The organism is Rhizobacter sp. P3_C12, assembly GCF_056402735.1.
In genome coordinates this window covers 1-21,596 of sequence record NZ_JBFUGW010000029.1, presented here as the reverse complement: position 1 = coordinate 21,596, position 21,596 = coordinate 1, and the positions used below count along the sequence as shown (strand labels likewise).

Below are 21,596 nucleotides of genomic sequence, written 5' to 3'. Positions count from 1 at the left end.
GCTCAGACTGCCGCCTCACGTTGCACCGGTTGGGTGGCCGGATGCAGGTGGACATTGCCCGGGCCCGTGCCCTCCGGCGTCGCCGTCGCCGCCGGCTTCGCACCCGACAACGCCGCCAGCACCTGGGCCTTCGGCCCGTCGAGCACGACCCTGCCGCCGTCGACCACGATCACCCGCTGCGCCAGCTCCAGCACCGCCGGGCGGTGCGTCACCATGATCAGCGTGCGCTTGCCGGCCGCCTCGTTCAGCTGGCGCAGGAACATCACTTCCGATTGCGCATCCATCGAACTCGTCGGCTCGTCCATCAGCAGGATCTGCGGCTGCGTCGCGAGGCAGCGTGCCAGCGCGACCAGCTGCCGCTGCCCGCCCGACAGCAGCCCGCCCATCTCGCCGACCGACAGCTCCCAGCCCTGCGGGTGCGAGGCGACCACGCGGTCGAGCCCGGTCACGCGGGCCACCTCGGCCAGCCGCGCCGGGTCGACCGTCGCGCGGCCGAGCATCACGTTCTCGCGCAGCGTGCCGTTGAACAGCCGCGGCTCCTGCGACACGAAACCGACCTTCGCGCGGAAGTCGGCCGGATCGATCTGCCGCAGGTCGATGCCGTCGGCCTCGACCATGCCCTCGGTCGGCTGGTACAGCCCCGCCAGCAGCCGCAGGATCGTCGACTTGCCGCTGCCGATGCGCCCGAGGATCACGACCCGCTCGCCCGGCTCGAATTTCAGGTTGATGCCCTTCAGCACCTTCGGCGCCGCCGCGTCGCCGCCGGTCGCCGGGTAGGCGAAGCTCAGGTCGTTCAGCGCCAGCTTGCCGGTGACGCGGTGGTTCGCGATGTAGCTCTTGCCGTGCTCGCGCTCCACCGGCAGCGCCATCATCTGGTCGAGCGCCACCATCGCCGCACGGGCGCCCTGGTAGCGCGTCGCGAGGCTGACCACGCTGCCGAGCGGCGCGATCGCGCGCCCGGCGAACATCACCGCGCCGATCAGCGCCCCGCCGCTCACCGCGCCTTCCTTGATCAGGTACACGCCCCACACCAGCATCACCAGCGTGATGGCCTGCTGCGCGGCGGCCGAGATGTTGTTGGTGAGCCCCGACAGCGCCCGCGCGCGCAGCGCCGAATCGGCGGCCGCCGCGGTGGCGTCTTCATAGCGGCGCAGGAACTGGCCCTGCGCGCCGGCGGCCTTCAGGTCTTCGATGCCCTCCACCGCCTCGACCAGCATGCCCTGCAGGTCGGCCTGGTGGTGCATGTTGGCCGCCATCGAGCGGCGCAGCGAACCCTGGATCGCCCAGGCCAGGCCGAGGATCAGCGGGATCGCGAGCACGATCACCCAGCCGAGCGGCCCGCCGATGATGAAGACCATCGCGACGAACAGCGCGATGAACGGCAGGTCGCTGACGGCCGACAGCGTCGCGCCGGCGAAGAAGTCGCGCACCAGCTCGATCTGCGCCAGGTGGTGCGCGTACGAGCCGGCCGACGCCGGCCGGTGCTCCATGCGCACGCCCAGCGTCTGGCGGAACAGCATCGAGCCGATGATCAGGTCGGCCTTCTTGCCGGCCGCGTCGATCAGGTGGGTGCGCAGCTGGCGCGCGACCAGGTCGAACACCAGCGCGAGCGCCGCGCCGGTGGCCAGCGCCCACAGCGTGACGAAGGCCTGGTGCGGGATCACCTTGTCGTAGACCACCGAAGTGACCAGGCCGGTCACCATCATCAGCACGTTGCTGAGCAGCGCCGCCAGCAGCGACGAACGGTAGTACGGGATGAAGCGGCGCATCGTGCCCCACAGCCAGTGGCTGTTCGGGTCGCGCAGCGCCTCGTTGTGCTCGGCGTTCGGCGCCTGCACCTTCGGCGACGCGACGAACGCGATGCCGGTGTACTCGCCGGCCAGCTCGGCCTCGCTCGCCTTGCAGGTGTGCGACTCCGGCCCCGGCATCACCACCTCGTACGCCTCGGCCGACAGGCGCTTGACGACGATGCAGGCATCGCCGTTGCGCAGCAGCAGCACGGCCGGCAGCAGCAGCGAATGGATCTCGGCGATCTTGCGCTGCACCAGCCCGGCGTTGAAGCCGGCCTCGCGCATCGCACGCACCGCCTGGTCGGGCCCGAGCGCGCCGGCCAGCGGCATGCCGGCCAGCAGCGAGGCCGCCGAGCGCTCGCGGCCGTGGTGGCGCGTCAGCCAGACGATGGACTGCAGCAGCGCATCGTCCGGCGGCACCGCGGCAGCGCCGCCGGCTCCGGGTTCGATGAAGGGCTCTTGTCGGTCCATGGGTCAGGGGTGCGCCGTCGTGACCCGGTCAGCCGCGGTGCTGCAGCGCGAGCCGCTCGAACTCGGTCTCGATGTCGCGCACCAGGCCGGGCACGTCGAACAGCTTCGATTGCCGGCCGTGCTCGGCCAGGTAGCGCTTGTACGACGCGATGCGCGCCGGGTTGTGGCCCAGCTGCACGCCCAGGCGTTCGTAGTCGTCGATCGAGCCGGTGATCAGGTCGGGCAGGCCGACGGCCGTCAGCAGGCTGCCGGCCATGCGCGCGATGTAGGTGCGGCCGGCGCAGGTGAGGATCGGCAGGCCCATCCACAGCGCATCGCTCGCGGTGGTGCCGGCGTTGTACGGGAAGGTGTCGAGGAAYAGGTCGGCCAGCGGGAAGCGCGCCAGGTAGTCGGCCGGCATCACCCGCGGCGCGAAGACCAGCCGCTCGCGCGCGATGCCRAACGCGTCGGCCTGGCGCAGCAGGTTCTCCTGCGACCATTCGTTGTCGGCCAGCAGCCACAGCACGCTGCGCGGCACCTGCTGCAGCATGCGCATCCAGCTCGCGAACACCGGCTCGGTGAACTTGTGGTTGTTGTTGAACGAGCAGAACACGAAGGCGTCTTCCGGCAGCCCGTACTGCGCGCGCGTCGGCACCGCGCCGCTCTCGCGCTGGCGGTCGCTGACCTGGTAGCAGTGCGGCACGTACAGCGGCTTCTCGGTCATGTAGGGCAGCAGCTCGGGCGGCATCACGAAGCGGTCGGCCAGGATCCAGTCGACGCCCGGCAGGCCGGAGGTGGCCGGCAGGCCCAGGTAGCTGACCTGCACCGGCGCCGGGCGGTGGCCGAGGATGGCCGGCCGCGCGCCGTTGGTGATGCCCTGCAGGTCGACCAGCACGTCGATGCCGTGCTGCGCGATCAGCTGGGCCGCCGTCGCGTCGTCGACGCCGGCGAGCGGCACGAACACGTCCATGGCCTTGCGCAGCCGGGCGCGCAGCGGCGTGCCGTCCTCGCGCGACCAGCAGAAGCCGTGCACCTCGAAGCGGCTGCGGTCGTGCAGCTCCAGCAGCTCGGCGGTCAGCAGCCCGACCGCATGCATGCACAGGTCGCCCGACAGGTAGCCGATCCGGATGCGGCCGGTGCGCGGCGGGCGGCCGGCATGCACCGGCACGGCCGGCGGCTTGGGCACGCGGGTGTGCACGAAGCGCTGCGCCGCCATCAGCTGCACCGCGGGGTCGTCGCTCAGGCCGAGCGTCGCCAGCGGCGAGGTGCCGACCATCATCTGGTTCGGCGTGACCTCGCCCACCGCCTGGTAGACCGGCCATTCGCACTGCTTCTGGCGGATGTGCACGTAGTGCTGCAGCACGTCGGACTGGTCGGCCTTCAGCTCGAGGCTCTTCACCAGGCAGGCCTCGGATTCGGCGAAGCGGCGCTGCATCTCCAGCAGCCGGGCCAGGTTGTTCAGCGCATGCAGCCGGATCTCGCGCAGGCCCTGCGGGTTCGATTCGGTGACCTCGACGACGGTGCGCCACTCGGCGAGCGCCTCTTCGGGGCGGCCCAGGTGCTCCAGCTGGTGACCCAGGTTCAGGCGCGCCTGCGGGAAATCGGCATGGAAGGCGAGCGCCCGGCGGTAGGCCTGCTCGGCCTCGACATGGCGGTTCATCAGCCCCAGCACGGTGCCCCAGTTGAAGCAGGCGACGTGGCGCCACGGCGATTCGGTGTGGGCGATCCAGTTCTCGTACAGCTGCGCCGACGCCTCGGCCAGGCCGCGCTGGGCCAGGCTCTGGGCGCGGTCGAGCAGCTCGTTGAGCTGCATCCCGCCCGAGCGGGCATGCGCAATCTCGCGTTCCACCTCGGCGGGGGTCGCGGAGGAGGCGGGCGTGGCGGGGCGGTGGTCCATGCGTGGGGCGTCCGTGAGGGGCCGGAGAATATCGGTTCGCCCCATTGTGGGCAGAGCGGCCCGCCGGCGGTCAGGGCAACAGGTACATAAATACCGGTCACTTCGGCGCCCACTTTGCCGCCCATCCGGCTCTTCCGACGCGGCGGTCCATGGGGTTTTCGTGAGCGGTGTCACGGATCTTGCAGCGCCCAGGGGCACAATCGCCCGACCCGTCCCTGCGATGACCCCTCACGGAGAGCTGCCCATGGCCCAAGACGCCAAGTCCACCAAGAAGTCCCACGCCTTCTCGAACACGCTGAAGACGCTGAAGACCGGTTCCGGCAAGGCCGGGCAGTATTTCTCGCTGCCGGAGCTGGCCAAGACCCACCCGAACGTCAACCAGCTGCCGATCTCGATCCGCATCGTGCTCGAGTCGGTGCTGCGCAACTGCGACGGCAAGAAGGTCACGCCGGAGCACGTGGCCCAGCTCGCCAACTGGCAGCCCACCGCCGAGCGCGTCGACGAGATCCCGTTCGTGGTCGCCCGCGTCGTGCTGCAGGATTTCACCGGCGTGCCGCTGCTGGCCGACCTGGCCGCGATGCGCAGCGTGGCCGCGGCGATGGGCAAGAACCCGAAGACCATCGAGCCGCTGGTGCCGGTCGACCTGGTCGTCGACCACTCGGTGATGGTCGACTACTACGGCACCAAGAACGCGCTCGACCTGAACATGAAGCTCGAGTTCCAGCGCAACAACGAGCGCTACGAGTTCATGAAGTGGGGCATGCAGGCCTTCGACACCTTCGGCGTCGTGCCGCCGGGCTTCGGCATCGTGCACCAGGTGAACCTCGAGTACCTGGCGCGCGGCGTGCACAAGAAGGACGGCATCTACTACCCGGATTCGCTGGTCGGCACCGACAGCCACACGACGATGATCAACGGCATCGGCGTGGTCGGCTGGGGCGTCGGCGGCATCGAGGCCGAGGCCGGCATGCTCGGCCAGCCGGTCTACTTCCTGACGCCCGACGTGGTCGGCCTGGAGCTCACCGGCCAGCTGCGCGAAGGCGTGACCGCCACCGACCTGGTGCTCACCGTCACCGAGCTGCTGCGGCGCGAGAAGGTGGTCGGCAAGTTCGTCGAGTTCTTCGGCGAGGGCACCAGCACGCTGTCGCTGCCCGACCGCGCGACCATCGCCAACATGGCACCCGAGTACGGCGCGACGATGGGCTTCTTCCCGGTCGACGGCAAGACCATCGACTACTTCAAGGGCACCGGCCGCACCAAGGGCGAGATCGATGCGTTCGAGAGCTACTTCAAGGCGCAGGGCATGTTCGGCGTGCCGAAATCGGGCGACATCCACTTCTCGAAGGAGGTCTCGCTCGACCTGTCGACGGTGACGCCGTCGCTGGCCGGCCCGAAGCGCCCGCAGGACCGCATCGAGCTCGGCAAGATGAAGAGCGAGTTCACCGAGCTGTTCAGCAAGCCGACCTCGGCCAACGGCTTCAACCAGCCGGCCGAGAAGCTGCACCAGGTGTTCACGACGAAGGACGGCCTGGAGGTGCGCAACGGCGACGTGCTGATCGCCGCGATCACCTCGTGCACCAACACCTCGAACCCGGCGGTGCTGCTGGCCGCCGGCCTGCTGGCCAAGAAGGCGGTGGAGGCCGGGCTGACGGTGGCCAAGCACATCAAGACCTCGCTCGCGCCCGGCTCGCGCATCGTCACCGAGTACCTCGAGAAGACCGGCCTCACGCCCTACCTCGACAAGCTCGGCTTCAACCTGGCCGGCTACGGCTGCACCACCTGCATCGGCAATGCCGGCGACCTGACCCCCGAGCTGAACGAGCTGATCACGAAGAACGACTTGGTGTGCGCCGCGGTGCTGTCGGGCAACCGCAACTTCGAGGCGCGCATCCACCCGAACCTGAAGGCGAACTTCCTCGCGTCGCCGCCGCTGGTGGTGGCCTATGCGATCGCCGGCAACGCGACGCGCGACCTGATGACCGAGCCGGTCGGCAAGGGCAAGGGCGGGCGCGACATCTACCTCGGCGACATCTGGCCGAGCGCCGACGAGATCGCCAAGCTGATGAAGTTCGCGATGAACGCCGGGGCCTACCGCGACAACTACGAGAAGATCGACCGCAAGCCCGGCAAGCTGTGGGAGCAGATCAAGGGCGTGAAGGGCGAGGTCTACACCTGGCCGAACAGCACCTACATCGCGAAGCCGCCGTTCTTCGACGACTTCCACATGACGCCGGCGCTGGCCGACGCGGGCGTGAAGGGTGCGCGCGCGATGGCGCTGTTCGGCGACTCGATCACCACCGACCACATCTCGCCGGCCGGCTCGATCAAGGAGGCCACGCCGGCCGGCAAGTGGCTGAAGGACAACGGCGTGCTGAAGGCCGACTTCAACAGCTACGGCTCGCGCCGCGGCAACCACGACGTGATGGTGCGCGGCACCTTCGCCAACGTGCGGATCAAGAACCTGATGATCCCGCCGAACGAGGACGGCAGCCGCGAGGAAGGCGGCCTGACGCGCTTCCAGCCGGGCAACGAGAAGATGTTCATCTACGACGCGGCGATGAAGTACATGGCGGCCGGCACGCCGACCATCGTGTTCGCCGGCGAGGAATACGGCACCGGCTCGTCGCGCGACTGGGCGGCCAAGGGCACGCAGCTGCTGGGCATCAAGGCGGTGGTGGCGCGCAGCTACGAGCGCATCCACCGGTCGAACCTGGTGGGCATGGGGGTGCTGCCGCTGCAGTTCCGCGGCACGGATTCATGGCAGTCGCTGGGCATCACCGGCGACGAGACCTTCGACGTGCTGCTGGGCGCCGACCTGAAGCCGCAGCAGGAGGCGACGCTCGTGATCAAGCGGGTGGACGGCACGCAGCACGACGTGAAGCTGACGCTGCGCATCGACACGCCGATCGAGGTGGACTACTACAAGCACGGCGGGATCCTGCCGTTCGTGCTGCGGCAGTTGCTGGCGGCGTAGCGCCCCTCCCCGTTCGCCCTGAGCTTGTCGAAGGGTCGGGCTGCGCCTGTCGAAGCCCTCGTCCCGTGCGAGCAGGCCCTTCGACAGGCTCAGGGCGAACGGGAGTGGACGGCCTTCGCGAACACTTGCTCCGAGAACCCGACGGTCACGCGGCCATCAGCCCAGCGCACGACCGGGCGCTTGATCGTGCTGGGCTGCGCCTGCATCACGGCGCGCGCCGATGCGGCATCGGTCACGCCGGCCTTGGTGGCGTCGTCCAGCCCACGCCACATCGTGCCCTTGCGGTTCAGCAGCGTCTCCCACTCGACCTGCTGCAGCCAGCCGTCGATCAGCGCGTCGGGCACGCCCTCTTTCTTGAAGTCGTGGAACTGCACTTCGGCGCCCTGCCCGGCCAGCCACTGGCGGGCTTTCTTGACGGTGTCGCAGTTGGGAATGCCATACAGGGAGATCGAAGCGGAAGCGCTCATGGTCGGCTGTCGTTGTCGTGATCGTTGTAGTCGCACATCGGATCGATCCCGTACCCRGTCTCGACCACCTTGCCATCATCGCCGACGCTGACCTGGAACCACTGGCAGAACGGTGTCCAGTAGCGGTACGACCACACCGTCAGGTGCTGCCGGCCGATGCGCTGCTGCTGCGCCGGACGGCCGAACTCGAACAGGATCTGCGAGCCCGGCGTGCCGATGGCCACCGCGTTGAAGCGCTCCTCTGTCAGCACCTGCTGCCAGCCACCCAGCCGCCCCTGCGCATCGACGTCGAGCATGTAGGTGTGCTTGCCGAACGGGCCACGCGCGTACTCGAGGCGCTTGCCGCCATCGGGCAACGGGTACTCGCCGGTCGGCGGGCCCATGCGCTCGGTGATCGCGCCGGTGGTCGCACCGGGCATCAGGCCGCCAGGGTCGTAGCCTGCGCAGCCGACGAGGAACGCCACCAGCAGCCATGCCGCAATGTTCTTCACGACAGCACCAGCTTCAGAACCAGCCCGCTTTCTGCGCACCTGCGAGCAATGCGGTTGCCAGCTCGGCCATCTGCTTGTTGACTTCCTTCGACGGCGCGGTGGTCGCGCGGCCGGTCCACAGCAGCTTGCCGCTGCGCACGTCGGTGATGCTGGTCTCGGCCGCATAGCCGACCGTCGCGTTGCCGCCACCGCCGACCGGTGTCGACATGCCGACCCCCAGCCCGACGCCGGAGCCGAAAGTGCCGAGCCCGAAGCCGAGGCTCACGCCGCTGTCGGGGCGCGACAGCGAAGGCATCGCGCGCGTGCGCAGCACCGCGCTGGCGCCACGCTCGCGCGCGATCGCGACGTACTCGTTGGTGGGCCTGGATGCGGCGGCCGCGTTGCCGGCCAGCGTGCGATCGGTGTCGTCGAACGCGACCGCCGTCGCGCCGCGCGCGGTGACCTCGGAACGCATCTGGTCCTGGCAGATCTGGCGCAGCGGCGCCTCGTCGGCATCGCACACCACCAGCAGCTTCGCGCCTTGCAGCGAGGTCGGCGCCGCGGCCGGGTCACTCCATTGCGAATCGAGGCGCGTGGTCGATGCACAACCCGCCGCCACCAGCAGCACCAACGGGCCGCACAGCCCGCCCATCCATCGGATCGTGACCATCGCGTCGCTCCAGAAAGAGAAGAGGCGGTCAGTGCGCTGCACTGACCGCCAAGGGACCGCCGAATTCGGAGGAGCATTACCAGCGGCCCAACCCCGAAGTCATGCTAAGACCGAGGCTCGAGGCGCGGTGTAGGACGAAATCCCGACCTGCCCTAGGCGCCCCGGCCAGCCCCGGCCGATGCCGGCCATTCTGGCTCAGAGACGTGGATCAGGGACGTGGATCAGAGACCGAGCCGCGGACGGCCCGGCGCGGCGCTCACCGGCGCGCGGGCCGGCAGGTCGGCGTCGCGTGCCACCACCGGCGGCTCGACCGCCACTGGCGCGCTGCGGCTGAACCATTCGGGCAGCCAGGCCAGCAGCCACGAGAGCGCGAGGAAGGCACCGAAGCCGATCACCGCGAACGCCACCATCATCACGGCGTGCTCCCACGGATCGGTGAGGAAGCCGAACGCCAGGGCAGACAGTGCGGCCATGCCACCCGCCCGCCAGCGGCCGTTGGAGCCGAGCATGCCGCCGAGCGCCACGCCATAGCTGCACAGGAAGATCAACGCCAGCAGCAACTGGGGCAGGCCCATGGTGCGAAGGGTTTGGTGCAGGTCCGACATGGTTTTCAGCGTATTCGCGCGGTGTCGGTTTGCGTGTAGGAAGAAAGCTCGATATTTCAGAGCTGTAACGGACGTAGCTGCCGTGCAACAGGCGCCTTGCGCAAAATCGCACGTCCGCGGTCGGTGAGCTTCAAAACGCCGTCTTCTTCGCTGAGCAGGCCCTGCACGCAGTAGGCCTGCACGAGGTCTTCGCTGATCGCATTGCCGTGCTTCTCGTACAGGAACTGCATCGCCTGGTCGAAGGCAGGAAGGTAGCTGGTGTCCATGCGTGGCCCCACAGTTGGCGGAATGGGGCCCACTTTACGGATGCACACTTTGTTGCGGCATCGCGCATTCGAGGGGGTTGATTTCCCCCTCAAGGAGGAGCCGCAGCGCCGTACCAGCGTTGCAGCGCCAGCTGCCCGTGGCGCTCGCGCGCGTCCGGCGACGGCAGCCAGCGCCGCCAGCTCGCCGCGGCGCGTGCGAGGAAATCGAGCAGCGCCATGTGCTGGCGCAGCACGCGCTGCTGGCGGTGCGCGATCAGCGGGTTGAAGATGCCATGGCGCGAGAACAGCTGGCGGGGATTCTTCTTGACCCACAGCCACGAGCCCATCTCCAGCGTCAGCGGCAGCAGCAGGCGCTGCGGCAGCGCCGACGCGCGCTGGTAGAGGTGATCCCACAGGTCGCCGTGCGCGAGGTACTGGCGGCTCTGCGGCTCGAACACATAGCGGTTGTTCGGATGCGACTGCTGGAAGATGCCGTGCAGCGCGTCCATCTCGGCCAGGTGCGCCATCGGCGCGCGCGTGTGCGCATACGGGAACCACAGCCGGTCGCGCAGCCCGAAGCCCGAGTGGCAGTCGACCGCCAGGCTGAACGGCCGCGTGAGCAACTCGTCTTCGACCACGCGGCACAGCGCCGCGCTCTCGGGCTGCATCGGCGCACCCGCCGGGCCGCGGTACCACGGCAGCGATGCGCTCAGGCGCTGCCCGCCGAGCAGGAAGGGCACGCGGTCCTGCGCCTCGACCGGCGCGTTGCGCATCAGGTCGACGCCCTGCGGGTTGGCCCGCGTGCCGCGTGCGATGCCGCCGGGGTTGACGACCGGCATGAACACCATGCGCACGCCGTCGAGCTGGCGATGCAGCGACTCGTCCCAGCGCAATCGCATCACCAGGCTGCGCAGGTGCGCCATCACGACGGCGGAGCCGATGCGCTCCAGCCCGTGCACGCCACCGAAGAAGCCGACCGCCGGGATGTCGGGCGCCGGGTTGCCGAGCGTCACCGCGATCACCGGCAGGCGCTGCCCGCCTGCGGTGGCAGCAGCGTCGACCTCGCACAGCACCCGCGCGTCCAGGTGCGTGCCGCCCTCGTCGATGAGGCGCTGCAATTCGATCAGTTCGGTCGGGGTCTGCAAGGGATGCCGGGCTCGCGGTGCCGGGCGAGGATAGCGCGGGCAGCGCGCGCGGTCTGCCATCAAACCGTCACGCAGGATTGCTACGGTGCCGGATCGCCCACTCAGGAGACGCCGATGAATGGCAGCATCCCCAGGCCCTGGAGCCGCCCCGGACTGGCATGGCAGATCGGGGTCGCGGTCGCGAGCAGCCTGCTGTGGGGCGCGATCGAACTGGCCGCGCTGTGCCGGGCGCGCTGGAAGGCGGCCCGGTGATATGACGGCCCCTCGCCCGGCGAGTACGCCGAGCGGTCCCCCGAGGGGACGCGGCCGGCTTGGGGCGGCCCGGCGCTCGGCCCGCTAGGCCCCGATCCCGGCGGCCTCCAGGCTGGCCGTGAGGCCGTCGATCATCAGGTCGACCTCGGCCTCGGTGAYGGTGAGCGCCGGCATGAAGCGCAGCACCGCGGGCCGCGGGGCATTGAGCAGCAGGCCGGCGCCGGTGCGGGCATGCGTCACCACGTCGGCGGCCTGCGGCCGGCCGAGGTCGAGCGCGCGCAGCAACCCGATGCCGCGCGCCCCTTGCAGGCCGAACCGGTCGGACAGCGCCTGCAGCCGATCGCCCAGGTGATCGCCGGTGGCGCGCACCCGCGCCAGGAAACCGTCGGCCAGCACCTCGTGCAGCACCGACAGGCCGACCGCACACATCAGCGGGTTGCCGTTGAAGGTGCCGCCCTGGTCGCCGTGCGCGAACACGCAGGCCCGCTGCCGGGCCAGCAGCGCACCGATCGGCACGCCGCCGCCCAGGCCCTTGGCCAGCGTCGCGATGTCCGGCACGACGCCGAAATGCTGGTAGCCGAACAGCGTGCCCAGGCGGCCGATGCCGGTCTGGACTTCATCGAACACCAGCAGCAGCCCGTGCCGGTCGCACAGCGCGCGCAGGCCCTGCAGGAACTCGGGCGTGGCCGCATGCACGCCGCTTTCGCCCTGCACCGGCTCGAGCATGACGGCCACGGTGTCCGGGCCGACCAGCGCCTGCACCGACGCGAGGTCGTTGAGCACGGCCTTCGGGAACCCGGCCACCTGCGGCGCGAACATGCGGTCCCAGCCCGGCTTGCCGGAGGCCGACATCGTGGCCAGCGTGCGGCCGTGGAAGGCGTCGCGGAAGGTGATGATCTCGTGGGCGCCGCCCCGGTGCAGCTGCCCCCACTTGCGGGCCAGCTTGATGGCACCTTCGTTCGCCTCGGCGCCGCTGTTGGTGAAGAACACCTGGTCGAAGTCGCTGTGCCGGCACAGCAGCTCCGCCAGCGCGAGCGCCGGCGCATTGTGGAAGGCCGGGCTGGGCGTGAGCAGCAGCGCGGACTGCCGCACCAGCGCCTCGCGGATGCAAGCCGGTGCGTGGCCGAGCGTGTTCACCGCCCAGCCTTGCACGAAGTCCAGGTGGCGCCGGCCGCGGTCGTCCCACAACCAGCTGCCTTCGCCGCGCAGGAACAGCTGGTCCGGGCGGGCGGTGATGTCCATCAGCGCGTGGCTCATTGGAGTAGCTTCGTGCTGCGCACTCCGGTATTCGCCCTTGGAGCGGTCCGGCGGGCTCATGCGGCGTGCTCCAGGGCTTGGGTAGCGTATTCAGGCGTGTCGATCGCGGGGGCATCGGCCAGCCCGAGCATCAGCGCGAGGTTCTGCACCGCGGCACCCGACGCGCCCTTGCCGAGGTTGTCGAAGACGGCGCTCAGCAGCAGCTGGCCGTGGGCGTCGTGGCCGAACACCGCGAGCTGCAGGTCATTGCTGCCGTTGCGGGCCTGCGGATCGAGCCCCGCCATCGCGCCGGTGCGGTCGGCATCCAGCACCTGCACATGGCGGCAGTCGCGGTAGCGCCGAGCGAGCAGGTCGCGCACCGCCTGCGCCGACATCGGCCGCTGCAGCATCGAGGCATGCAGAGGGATCGTCAGCGCGATGCCTTGCCGGAAGTTGCCGTACGACGGCACGAAGAACGGCCGGCGCTGCAGGCCGGCATGCTGCTCGATTTCGGGCACGTGCTTGTGCTGCAGGCCGAGGCCGTAGGTCTGGAACGGCAAGGCCGCTGCGGCAGCCGGGCCTTCGTGGGCGTCGATGCCCTCGCGCCCGCGTCCGGAGTAGCCGGACACGGCGTGGATGCTCAACGGCGCATCGGCGCGCAGGCAGCCGGCCTCGACCAGCGGGCGCAGCAGCGCGACGGCCCCGGTCGGGTAGCAGCCCGGATTGCTGACGCGCCGAGCCTGGGCGATGCGCCCGGGCTGCTGCGGTGCCATCTCCGGAAAGCCGTAGACCCACTGCGCATCGGTGCGGTGCGCCGACGAGGCATCGATCACCCGCACGCGCGGGTTGCGGATGGCGGCCACCGCCTGGCGCGCGGCCTCGTCGGGCAGGCACAGCACCGCCACGTCGCAGTCGTTGATGGCAGCGGCACGCGCGGCCGCATCCTTGCGCAACGCGTCGGGCAGCGTCACGAGGGTGATGTCGCGTCGCCCGGCCAGCCGCGCGCGGATCTGCAGGCCGGTGGTGCCCTGGTCGCCGTCGATGAAAACGCTCGCGCTCATGAAGTCCTCCTGGAATGGAAAGCAGAGCTTGCGGTTCGGCCGACGATCGGTAAAGTTGAATGTCATGAACAACAGATTCATGAAACCTGAAGCACCATGAGAGAACTGAACCTCGACCAGTTGCGCACGCTGGTGACGATCGCCGAGCTTGGATCGTTCGCCGCCGCGGCGCGCCACCTGCACCTGGCCGCGCCGACCGTCAGCCTGCACGTGGCCGAACTGGAGTCGCGCCTGGGCGCGCCGCTGCTGCTGCGCCAGCGCCAGCGCGTGCTGCCCACCGGGATCGGCGAGGGGCTGGTCGAGCGCGCCCGGCGCCTGCTGGCCGATGTCGATGCGGCGCTCGACGAAGTGGCGCAGCGGGTCGAAGGCCGCGCCGGGCGGGTGCGGGTCGGGGCCTCCACCGGCGCGCTGGCCTGGCTGCTGCCGCTGGCGCTCGAGGCCATCGGGCGCGACCACCCGGGCATCGACGTGCAGGTTGCGGTGCTGACCTCGCAGGAGGCCTTGACCCGCGTGCAGGAAGGCACGCTCGACATCGGCCTGGTGGCGCTGCCGCAGGCCGCCGTCAAGGGCCTGCAGATCGTGCCCTGGCGCCGCGACCCCGTGATGGCCTTCCTGCCGCGCGCCTGGACGGTGCCGCGCACGATCACGCCGGCCTGGCTCGCGGGCCGCCCGCTGATCGCCAACGACGCCACCACCCGGTTGCACCGCATGACGACGGATTGGTTCGCCAGCGCCGGCGAGCAGCCACAGCCGCGCATCGAGCTGAACTTCAACGATGCCATCAAGAGCCTGGTGGCGGCCGGCTACGGCGCCGCGCTGTTGCCGCGCGAGGAAGGCGCGGCGACGCTCGACGAGCGCATCGTGATCAAGCCGCTCACGCCGCGCCTGTGGCGGCCGCTGGGCCTGGCCCACCGCGCCGGCAGGCCCGAGCCCGCGACGCGGCACATGCTGGACGCGCTGATGGCGATCCGGCAACGTTGATCCGGCGCCCTAGGGCAGACCGGGCGACACCCTGCTGCGGGTCGGTTTCAGCGACAAGGCCGGCCGCTCGACCAGGTACCACGACAACGCGGCCGCCGGCAACACGAGCGCCAGCACGAGTGCCAGGTGCAACGCCAGCGGCGCATCGCGCCCCAGGGCCACCACCGCCACCTGTTGGGCCGGCCAGGCCCACAGGTAGATGCCGAAGCTGAAATCGCCCCAGCGTGCCGCTGCGCGCAGCCCCGGCCATGATCGTCGCCCGATCCACACGCTGCCCGCCGGCACGATCAGCAGGCTGCCGAGTTCCGGCTGGCCGAGCATGACGCACAGCAATCCGGCTCCGACCAGCACGGGCACGACGCGTTGGCGTTGATCGAAGTGAAACAGCAGTCCGCCGCAGAGAAAGAACGCGCCGAAGTACGCCAGGTGGGGGAAATTTCCCCAGTCAAGCAAGGCGCCGGCCAGGCCGGCCTGCCCTCCTTGCCACGCGAATACCAGCAGCAGGAGGGCGAGGACGGTCAGCGCCCCCCACCTCAACCGGCGACCCATCACCCATCCGCCCACGGCCAGCAGCAGGTAGCAGGCCATCTCGTAGCGGATCGTCCACAAGGCTCCATTCAGTTCATGGCGAACCGTCGGTCCGAACGGCTGCAGGTCGACCTCCCTGAAGAACAGCCTCGTGAACCACCATTGCACCCCCATGAGGTCGAGGTCGTCCCTGGCGTACCACCAGGCCGCGAGCCCGCAGACGATCACGTTGACCGCATAGGCGGGCCAGATGCGCAGGAAGCGCCGCTGTGCAAAGCGCAGCACCGACCCATCGCGCGCCCAGCTGCCGAACACGAGGTAGCCGCTCATGGCGAAGAAGACGAGCACGGCCAGGTGCCCCGGTGATCGCATCCCGCCCGGCAGCATCGGCTCGCTGCGACCGGTCAGCAGGAATGCGTGGCTCCACAGCACGGCCAGCGAAGCGACCAGGCGCACGCCATCGAAGTTGTCGCGATGCGTTGTTGCAGGGGTGCCAGCAGCCTCGACGTTCACACGCGAACTCCCTGCAGACAAAACGAAAACCCCGGAGAGTCGCATTGCTGCGGACTGTCCGGGGTTCTGTGTTGGTGGGCCCCGACAGATTCGAACTGTCGACCAACGGATTAAGAGTCCGCTGCTCTACCAACTGAGCTAGGAGCCCTGAAACTGGTGGGTTGTGCAGGACTTGAACCTGCGACCAACGGATTAAAAGTCCGCTGCTCTACCGACTGAGCTAACAACCCAGCAAGCCCATGACTATAACATGCCTTGCGGGGTCATCCTTGAATCAAGCCCGTGCGATGTCTGAACATCTTTGCGGGCGCTGCTTCAATTCAGCGGAGCCGCGATTGTAGCCCGATTTCGAGGGCTTCCGACGCCAGTACCAGTCCGAAAGTTGCCGTGACGACCACGCTCGATCCATAGCCGTGGCAGTTCAGGCTGCCGTCGGTTGTTGTGTCGATATCACAGGCGTCGCCCTCGGCGGCCGGCATCACCACCGCCTCGCGCGAGAACACGCAGCGCACGCCGATCGCGCCGCTGCGCGGGGCGCCATGCTGCTTGCGCAGGCGCTGCCGCAGCGAGGCCAGCAGCGGATCGTGCGTGACGTTCGCGAGATCGTCGACCTCCACCGCCTGCGGCCGGCGCTTGCCGCCGGCGGCGCCCGCCATCACGAGCGGCGTGCGTGTCGCGATCGCCCACTGCGCGAGCGCGAGCTTGGCCTGCACCTGGTCGCAGGCATCGATCACCGCGTCGACCGGGCCCGGCAGCAGCGCCGGCCAGTTGTCCGCGGTGACGAAGTCGTCGACCAGCTGCACGTCGCAACCCGGGTGGATGTCGGCAATGCGCTCGCGCAAGGCCTCGCCCTTCGCCTTGCCGAGCGTCGCGCCGGTCGCCTGCACCTGCCGGTTGATGTTCGACTCGGACACGTGGTCCATGTCGATCAGCACGAGCGACGCGATGCCGCTGCGCGCCAGCGCCTCCGCCGTCCAGGACCCGACGCCGCCCAGCCCCACCACCGCGACGCGCAGCGCACGCAGGCGCTGGTAGCCGGCCGCGCCGTACAGCCGGCGCAGACCGCCGAAGCGGCGCTCCAGGTCCGGCGCCAGCGGATCGGAAGCCAGCAGGTCGGAAACGGGCAGGTCGTTGACGGCGTTCACGGCAGCCCCGTCACTTCATCGACGCCAGCCGCTCCTTGGCAGCCTCGGCGGCCTCGGACTTCGGGTAGGTCTTCAGCAGGTCGTCCAGCGTGCGCTTCGCACCCTTCGCGTCCTTCAGCTCGAGCTGGCAGTTCGCGATCGACAGCAGCGCCTCGGGCGCGCGCGGACTGGCCGGCGCCACCTTCAGCAGCTCGCGGAACGACGCCGTGGCTTCGCGGTACTCGCGCTTGCCGTACTGCGCATTGCCGAGCCAGAACAGCGCCACGTCGTTGTAGCCGCTGGCCGGGTAGCGCTGGCGGAACGCGACGAAGGCCGACGCGGCGCCGGGGAAATCGCCCTTGCGCATCACCGCCATCGCATCGTCGAACTGCTTCTTCTCCTCCGGATCGACGAGGAATTCCTTGTCGTCCATCGTGACCTTCTGCGGTTCGAGCTTGCGGATGCGGTCGTCCACGCCCTGGGCGATGTCCTTCTGGCGGCGCTGCAGCTCGGACACATCGCGCGTGAGCTGCTCGTTCTGGCCGACCAGCCGTGCCGCGTCGCCGCGCATCAGCTCGATCTGCGTGTTCAGGTCGAGCAGGCTGCGCTTGAGCTTGCCGACCTCCTCGAGCAGCTGCGCGTTCATCTCGGCCTGGCGCTGCGCCTGCTGCTTGTTGCTCTCTTCGAGCTTGCCGCGCAGGTCGAGGATGGCCTTGCGCGCCTCGTCGTCGTCGAACAGGCCGGCGTGCGCGGCCGGCGCCGCCACCAGGGCCAGGGCCGCCAGCAGCGGCGCCCACCAGGCGCCGCCGGACCGTCCGCGAAGAATCGATTGCATGCCAGGCCTCCGGCTTACTTGGCGTTGAACTCGGCGCGGCGGTTCTTCGCCCAGGCGGCTTCATCGCTGCCCTGCACCGCCGGACGCTCCTTGCCGAAGCTGACGGCCTCGACCTGCGTCTGCGGCACGCCCAGCAGTTCCAGCGACTTCACGACCGCCTCGGCACGCTTCTGGCCCAGCGCCAGGTTGTACTCGCGGCCGCCGCGCTCGTCGGTGTGGCCTTCGATCGAGACCTTCTTCGCCTTGTTGGCCGACAGGCTCTTGGCCTGCGCTTCGATCGTCGGGCGGAACTCGTCCTTCACCACGTAGCTGTCGTAGTCGAAGTAGATGATGCTGCTGATCGCGGCCGGGGCGTTCTTCGTCAGGTCGACGCTCGCGACCTGCGACTGCGAGGTGCCGGCGTTGTTGGCGCCGCTGTTGGCCGCGGTGCCGCCGGTCGAGCGGTTTTCCACCGGGGCCGGCTTGTCGTCGAGCTTGACGCCGGAGGCGCAGCCTGCCAGGACGGCCGAGGTCAGGGCAGCGAGAAGGGTGAGACGAGTTGCTTTCATTGGAGACTCCTGGTCATGTTGTCGTCGAGAAAAGATGCGCCGGCCGCTTCGTCAGCGGCCGTACGGGCCCCACATGGGCTCGCGGACATCGGCGGCTGTCGACACCAGCTTCGCCTTGATCTTGCCGTCCAGCGTCGTGGTCATCAGCACGTCGCGCCCTTGTGCGCGCGATGCGTAGATGATCAGCCGGCCGTTCGGCGCAAAACTCGGGCTCTCGTCGTCGCTGGTGTCGCTCAAGGCCAGCGGCGTCGCGCCCGGGTTGGTCAGGTCCATCAGGTACAGCCGGAAGGCGTTGCCCTGGCGGGAAATGTAGGCGAGGTTGCGCCCGTCGGGGCTGAGCGACGGGCTGATGTTGTAGCTGCCCGAAAAGGTGACGCGCTCCACCGCCCCGCCGGCCAGCGCCGTGCGGTACACCTGCGGGCCACCCCCGCGGTCGCTGACGAAGTACAGCGTGCGGCCGTCGGGCGTGAACACCGGCTCGGTGTCGATCGCCTGGCTGGTGGTGATGCGCTTCGGCTCGCCGCCGTTGCGGCCCATCAGGTAGAGCTGCGAGATGCCGTCGCGGCTCAGCGTGACGGCCAGCGACTGCGAATCGGGCGACCAGGCCGGCGCGCTGTTCGAGCCGCGGAAGTTGGCGATCACGCGGCGCTCGCCGGTCGCGACGCTCTGCACGTAGACGATCGCCTTCTGCTTCTCGAATGACACGTAGGCCAGTTCCTGGCCGTTCGGCGCCCAGGCCGGCGAGATGATCGGCTCGGGGCTGTTCAGCGCGACCTGCCCGCCCTCGCCGTCGGCGTCGGCGATGCGCAGCGCGTAGCGGCTGCCGGTGCGGGTGACGTACGCGATGCGCGTCGAGAACACGCCCTTGTCGCCGGTCAGCTTCTCGTAGACGTAGTCGGCGATGCGGTGCGCGGCCAGCCGCAGGTCGGCCGGCTGCACGGCATTGCTCTGGCCGCCGAGCTCCTGGCCCTTGACGATGTCCCAGAGCTTGAAGCGCACGTCGAAGCGGCCGTCGGCCAGCCGCGTCACCGAGCCGGCCACCAGCGCGTCGGCGCCGCGGGAGCGCCATTCGCCCATCGCCGGCTGCGCGTTCTCGTCGATCGCGACGCTGGTGTCGACGCCGCGGAACACGCCGGCGCGCTCCAGGTCGGCCCGGATGATGGCCGACAGGGCCTGCGTGGTCTTGTCCTCGTCGCGGAATTTCGCGATCGCGATCGGCACCTGCGTCGCACCGACACCGGCGATCTCGACGCGGAACTGCGCAAACGCCGGGGTGACGGTCGTGGAAAGGGCCGCCCCGCCCAGGGCGAGTCCGGAGGCAACGGAGAAGTGACGTCGATTCAGCATCCAGTGTCCTGATCTCAAATTGTGGTCTTGGTTCCGGCAGCGTCGGCGAACGCCATTTTCAGGTATCGGTAATAGGTGCCTTCGGCGTTGTAGACCGCCAGCACGAAACCGAGCCGCCCGTCGAGGAAGCCGCGGCGCAGCAGGTAGGCCCGCAGGAACGCCCAGGCGCCATGGGCAAGCGCCGTACCCAGCCCGCCGCGGCCGCCGGCGCGCACCTTGTCGAGGGCGCGGCCGCTGCTGTAGCGGTTCATCTTGTCCAGCGCGTCGTGCAGCGTCGGCATGGTCTCGTGCAGCAGGTCGCCCGGCAGGCGCCCGACCGGCCCCTGCACGTCCAGCCGCTCGTGCACCAGGTCGTCGGTGAAGCGGGCGCGCCCGCGCAGGAACAGCCGCGTGACCCGGTCAGGGTACCAGTCGCCATGGCGCATCCACTGTCCGCAAAAACGCGACAGGCGTGACAACTGGTAGCCGGCGGGGCCTTCGGCGGGGTCCGCACCGGGCGTCACGGCGGCCCGGATCGCCGCCGCCAGCGCTTCGCTGACCCGCTCGTCGGCATCCAGGCTCAGCACCCAGCGCCCTTGCGCCAGCTCCAGCGCCCGGTTCTTCTGCCGGCCGAAACCCGGCCAGTCGTCGGTGCGGGTCACCCGGGCGCCGCGCGCCGCGGCCTGCTCGCGGGTGTCGTCGGTGCTGCCGGCGTCGACGACGATCCACTCGTCGGCGAACGCGACGCTCTTCAGGCAGTCCGCGATCTGGTGGCCTTCGTTGCGGGTGATGACGATGACCGACAGGTTGGGAACGGACATGGAAGGCGACAGGCGCATGCAGCGTGGAGGTGCCGGGATTGTAGGCAGTGCCGGCGAACGATAATGCGCCCGGAATGAGCACCCCCACCCCGCCCCTTGCCTTGCCACTGAAAGCCCGCCTGAAGCGCCTGGCGCCGTATTTCGCCGACAGCGGCCGGGGCTTCGTCCTGATGATCGTCGGCTCGATCATCGGCGCGCTGACCGAACCGGTGATGCCGGCGCTGATGAAGCCGCTGCTCGACAAGGGCTTCACCGCCGATGGCATTCCGCTGTGGATGGTGCCGGTCGCGATCATCGGGCTGTTCTTCATCCGCGGCGTCGCCGGGCTGATCGCGCAGTACGGCCTGGCCTGGTCGGCCAACCGCGGCACCCAGGCCCTGCGCACCGCGATGTTCCAGCGGCTGATGACGGTGCAGCCGACGCTGTTCAGCCACCACACCGCCAGCAGCCTGACCAACACGCTCACCTACGAGGTGCAGGCGGGCGCCGGCCTGCTGGTCGGCTCGGTGATGACGCTGGTGCGCGACTCGGCCACGCTGGTCGCGCTGCTGGCCTACCTGCTGTGGATGAACTGGCAGCTGACGCTGTTCGTCGGCGTGCTGGTGCCGGCGGTCGCCTTCGTGATGCGCAAGCTCAGCAAGCGGCTGCACCGGCTGACGGTCGAAGGCCAGCAGGCCACCGACCAGCTCGCCTACGTGGTCGAGGAGAACGTGCTGGCCTGGCGCATCGTGCGCCTGCACGGTGCCGAGGCCGGCCAGGCCGGCCGCTTCCGCGCCCTCAGCGACACGCTGCGCCGGCTCGCGATCAAGTCGACGATGGCGGCCGCGACGATGACGCCGGTGACACAGATGATCGCCGCCTGCGGCCTGTCGGCGGTGATCGTCGCGGCCCTCTGGCAGAGCACCCACTACGGCGGCACGGCCGGCAGCTTCGCCGCGTTCATCACCTGCATGCTGATGCTGCTGGCGCCGATCAAGCACCTGTCCGAGGTGGCCGGGCCGATCACCCGCGGGCTGGCCGCGCTGGAACGCGGCGTCGCGCTGATCACCGATGCGCCGGTCGAGGAAAGCGGCGGCTTCGACCCCGGGCGCGCCCAGGGCCGCGTCGAGATGCGCCACGTCGGCCTGCGCTACAAGACCGACCAGGCGCCGGCACTGGACGACGTGAACCTGCGGCTGAACGTCGGCGAGACGGTGGCGCTGGTCGGGCCGTCGGGCGCCGGCAAGACGACGCTGGTGAACCTGCTGCCGCGCTTCCTGGAGCCGAGCGACGGCGAGCTGCTGCTCGACGACCGGCCACTGCGCGAGTGGAACGTGGCCGCGCTGCGCCGCCAGTTCGCGCTGGTCAGCCAGGACGTGGTGCTGTTCAACGACACCGTGGCGGCCAACGTGGCGCTCGGCGACACCGTCCCGAACGACGCCCGCCAGGGAGAGGCCCGCCAGCTCGACACCGCCCGCGTGCGCGAGGCGCTGCGCGCGGCCAACCTGCTGAAGTTCGTCGACGAGATGCCGCAGGGCCTGGACACGCTGGTCGGCCACAACGGCAACCAGCTGTCGGGCGGCCAGCGGCAGCGGCTCGCGATCGCGCGCGCCCTCTACAAGGACGCGCCGATCCTGATCCTCGACGAGGCCACGTCGGCGCTCGATTCCGAATCCGAG

The 21,596-nt window shown here is 69.8% G+C and carries 20 protein-coding genes and 2 tRNA genes; 4 read left to right on the top strand and 18 right to left on the bottom strand.

From position 1 onward, the window contains the following. Window positions 1-2 precede the first annotated feature (2 nt). A complete protein-coding gene (locus tag AC1DXV_RS07445) occupies window positions 3-2,261 on the bottom strand; it encodes a type I secretion system permease/ATPase (RefSeq protein WP_477933062.1) in 2,259 nt (752 codons plus the stop codon). 28 nt (window positions 2,262-2,289) lie between these two features. Further along, on the bottom strand, window positions 2,290-4,137 hold the full coding sequence (locus tag AC1DXV_RS07440) for an O-linked N-acetylglucosamine transferase, SPINDLY family protein (RefSeq protein ID WP_477933060.1): 1,848 nt from the start codon (window positions 4,135-4,137) through the stop codon (window positions 2,290-2,292). A 244-nt stretch (window positions 4,138-4,381) separates the two neighbouring features. On the opposite strand from AC1DXV_RS07440, the gene acnA reads away from it, so the two are divergent. After that, window positions 4,382-7,111 carry an aconitate hydratase AcnA gene (acnA, locus tag AC1DXV_RS07435; protein WP_477865171.1) on the top strand — a complete coding sequence of 910 codons (2,730 nt, stop codon included), beginning with the start codon at window positions 4,382-4,384 and terminating at the stop codon, window positions 7,109-7,111. 89 nt (window positions 7,112-7,200) lie between these two features. On the opposite strand, the gene AC1DXV_RS07430 is transcribed toward acnA, so the two are convergent. The 6 genes from AC1DXV_RS07430 to AC1DXV_RS07405 form a co-directional block, all read right to left on the bottom strand. Continuing rightward, complete coding sequence (locus tag AC1DXV_RS07430) at window positions 7,201-7,578, bottom strand: ArsC family reductase (RefSeq protein WP_477865172.1); 378 nt, start codon at window positions 7,576-7,578, stop codon at window positions 7,201-7,203. Next, window positions 7,575-8,069, bottom strand: a complete 495-nt coding sequence (locus AC1DXV_RS07425) for a hypothetical protein (protein ID WP_477865173.1) — start codon at window positions 8,067-8,069, stop codon at window positions 7,575-7,577. Before AC1DXV_RS07425 ends, AC1DXV_RS07430 begins: the two co-directional genes overlap by 4 nt. A 13-nt stretch (window positions 8,070-8,082) precedes the next feature. Then, window positions 8,083-8,718 carry a hypothetical protein gene (locus tag AC1DXV_RS07420; protein WP_477865174.1) on the bottom strand — a complete coding sequence of 212 codons (636 nt, stop codon included), beginning with the start codon at window positions 8,716-8,718 and terminating at the stop codon, window positions 8,083-8,085. Between the two features lie 221 nt (window positions 8,719-8,939). Beyond that, window positions 8,940-9,293, bottom strand: a complete 354-nt coding sequence (locus tag AC1DXV_RS07415; protein ID WP_477865175.1) for a hypothetical protein — start codon at window positions 9,291-9,293, stop codon at window positions 8,940-8,942. An 86-nt stretch (window positions 9,294-9,379) separates the two neighbouring features. Further along, window positions 9,380-9,589 (bottom strand): hypothetical protein, encoded by a 210-nt coding sequence (locus AC1DXV_RS07410; RefSeq protein WP_047587087.1) that lies wholly within the window; start codon window positions 9,587-9,589, stop codon window positions 9,380-9,382. 89 nt (window positions 9,590-9,678) lie between these two features. Then, window positions 9,679-10,713, bottom strand: a complete 1,035-nt coding sequence (locus AC1DXV_RS07405) for a M14 family zinc carboxypeptidase (protein WP_477865176.1) — start codon at window positions 10,711-10,713, stop codon at window positions 9,679-9,681. Between the two features lie 114 nt (window positions 10,714-10,827). Between AC1DXV_RS07405 and AC1DXV_RS07400 the strand changes: the two genes are divergently transcribed. Then, window positions 10,828-10,965 carry a hypothetical protein gene (locus AC1DXV_RS07400; RefSeq protein WP_477865177.1) on the top strand — a complete coding sequence of 46 codons (138 nt, stop codon included), beginning with the start codon at window positions 10,828-10,830 and terminating at the stop codon, window positions 10,963-10,965. An 84-nt stretch (window positions 10,966-11,049) separates the two neighbouring features. Here the strand turns inward: AC1DXV_RS07400 and AC1DXV_RS07395 are convergent, their stop codons facing one another. Both AC1DXV_RS07395 and argC read right to left on the bottom strand, forming a co-directional pair. After that, complete coding sequence (locus AC1DXV_RS07395; protein ID WP_477933058.1) at window positions 11,050-12,222, bottom strand: acetylornithine transaminase; 1,173 nt, start codon at window positions 12,220-12,222, stop codon at window positions 11,050-11,052. Window positions 12,223-12,278: 56 nt separating this feature from the next. Further along, complete coding sequence (gene argC, locus AC1DXV_RS07390) at window positions 12,279-13,262, bottom strand: N-acetyl-gamma-glutamyl-phosphate reductase (RefSeq protein ID WP_477865178.1); 984 nt, start codon at window positions 13,260-13,262, stop codon at window positions 12,279-12,281. A gap of 96 nt (window positions 13,263-13,358) precedes the next feature. Here argC and AC1DXV_RS07385 point away from each other — a divergent pair, with 96 nt between their 5' ends. After that, a complete protein-coding gene (locus tag AC1DXV_RS07385; protein WP_477865179.1) occupies window positions 13,359-14,243 on the top strand; it encodes a LysR family transcriptional regulator in 885 nt (294 codons plus the stop codon). Between the two features lie 9 nt (window positions 14,244-14,252). Here AC1DXV_RS07385 and AC1DXV_RS07380 read toward each other — a convergent pair whose 3' ends face one another. The 8 genes from AC1DXV_RS07380 to AC1DXV_RS07345 form a co-directional block, all read right to left on the bottom strand. Further along, window positions 14,253-15,284, bottom strand: a complete 1,032-nt coding sequence (locus AC1DXV_RS07380) for an acyltransferase family protein (protein WP_477933056.1) — start codon at window positions 15,282-15,284, stop codon at window positions 14,253-14,255. 72 nt (window positions 15,285-15,356) lie between these two features. Then, a tRNA-Lys gene (locus AC1DXV_RS07375) sits at window positions 15,357-15,432 on the bottom strand. Window positions 15,433-15,438: 6 nt separating this feature from the next. Next, window positions 15,439-15,514 (bottom strand) — tRNA-Lys (locus AC1DXV_RS07370). Window positions 15,515-15,604: 90 nt separating this feature from the next. Beyond that, window positions 15,605-16,429 carry a tRNA threonylcarbamoyladenosine dehydratase gene (locus AC1DXV_RS07365; RefSeq protein WP_477870015.1) on the bottom strand — a complete coding sequence of 275 codons (825 nt, stop codon included), beginning with the start codon at window positions 16,427-16,429 and terminating at the stop codon, window positions 15,605-15,607. Window positions 16,430-16,439: 10 nt separating this feature from the next. Beyond that, window positions 16,440-17,243, bottom strand: a complete 804-nt coding sequence (ybgF, locus tag AC1DXV_RS07360; RefSeq protein WP_477870013.1) for a tol-pal system protein YbgF — start codon at window positions 17,241-17,243, stop codon at window positions 16,440-16,442. 14 nt (window positions 17,244-17,257) lie between these two features. Continuing rightward, window positions 17,258-17,791, bottom strand: coding sequence for a peptidoglycan-associated lipoprotein Pal (pal, locus tag AC1DXV_RS07355; RefSeq protein ID WP_477870011.1), 534 nt, complete (start codon window positions 17,789-17,791; stop codon window positions 17,258-17,260). Window positions 17,792-17,842: 51 nt separating this feature from the next. Beyond that, entirely contained in the window at window positions 17,843-19,138 is a 1,296-nt protein-coding gene (gene tolB / locus AC1DXV_RS07350) for a Tol-Pal system beta propeller repeat protein TolB (RefSeq protein WP_477933054.1), read from the bottom strand. 14 nt (window positions 19,139-19,152) lie between these two features. Then, complete coding sequence (locus tag AC1DXV_RS07345) at window positions 19,153-19,956, bottom strand: glycosyltransferase family 2 protein (RefSeq protein ID WP_477868387.1); 804 nt, start codon at window positions 19,954-19,956, stop codon at window positions 19,153-19,155. Window positions 19,957-20,012: 56 nt separating this feature from the next. Here AC1DXV_RS07345 and AC1DXV_RS07340 point away from each other — a divergent pair. Next, on the top strand, window positions 20,013-21,596 hold a 1,584-nt coding region (locus AC1DXV_RS07340), incomplete at its 3' end, for an ABC transporter transmembrane domain-containing protein (RefSeq protein WP_477933052.1).

Excerpts from the sequence above, each read along its gene's own strand:
- AC1DXV_RS07445 (WP_477933062.1), bottom strand. The coding sequence starts at position 2,261 with ATGGACCGACAAGAGCCCTTCATCGAACCCGGAGCCGGCGGCGCTGCC.
- acnA (WP_477865171.1), top strand. The coding sequence starts at position 4,382 with ATGGCCCAAGACGCCAAGTCCACCAAGAAGTCCCACGCCTTCTCGAAC.
- AC1DXV_RS07430 (WP_477865172.1), bottom strand. The coding sequence starts at position 7,578 with ATGAGCGCTTCCGCTTCGATCTCCCTGTATGGCATTCCCAACTGCGAC.
- AC1DXV_RS07420 (WP_477865174.1), bottom strand. The coding sequence starts at position 8,718 with ATGGTCACGATCCGATGGATGGGCGGGCTGTGCGGCCCGTTGGTGCTG.
- AC1DXV_RS07415 (WP_477865175.1), bottom strand. The coding sequence starts at position 9,293 with ATGGGCCTGCCCCAGTTGCTGCTGGCGTTGATCTTCCTGTGCAGCTAT.
- AC1DXV_RS07410 (WP_047587087.1), bottom strand. The coding sequence starts at position 9,589 with ATGGACACCAGCTACCTTCCTGCCTTCGACCAGGCGATGCAGTTCCTG.
- AC1DXV_RS07400 (WP_477865177.1), top strand. The coding sequence starts at position 10,828 with ATGAATGGCAGCATCCCCAGGCCCTGGAGCCGCCCCGGACTGGCATGG.
- argC (WP_477865178.1), bottom strand. The coding sequence starts at position 13,262 with ATGAGCGCGAGCGTTTTCATCGACGGCGACCAGGGCACCACCGGCCTG.
- AC1DXV_RS07385 (WP_477865179.1), top strand. The coding sequence starts at position 13,359 with ATGAGAGAACTGAACCTCGACCAGTTGCGCACGCTGGTGACGATCGCC.
- ybgF (WP_477870013.1), bottom strand. The coding sequence starts at position 17,243 with ATGCAATCGATTCTTCGCGGACGGTCCGGCGGCGCCTGGTGGGCGCCG.
- pal (WP_477870011.1), bottom strand. The coding sequence starts at position 17,791 with ATGAAAGCAACTCGTCTCACCCTTCTCGCTGCCCTGACCTCGGCCGTC.
- tolB (WP_477933054.1), bottom strand. The coding sequence starts at position 19,138 with ATGCTGAATCGACGTCACTTCTCCGTTGCCTCCGGACTCGCCCTGGGC.
- AC1DXV_RS07345 (WP_477868387.1), bottom strand. The coding sequence starts at position 19,956 with ATGCGCCTGTCGCCTTCCATGTCCGTTCCCAACCTGTCGGTCATCGTC.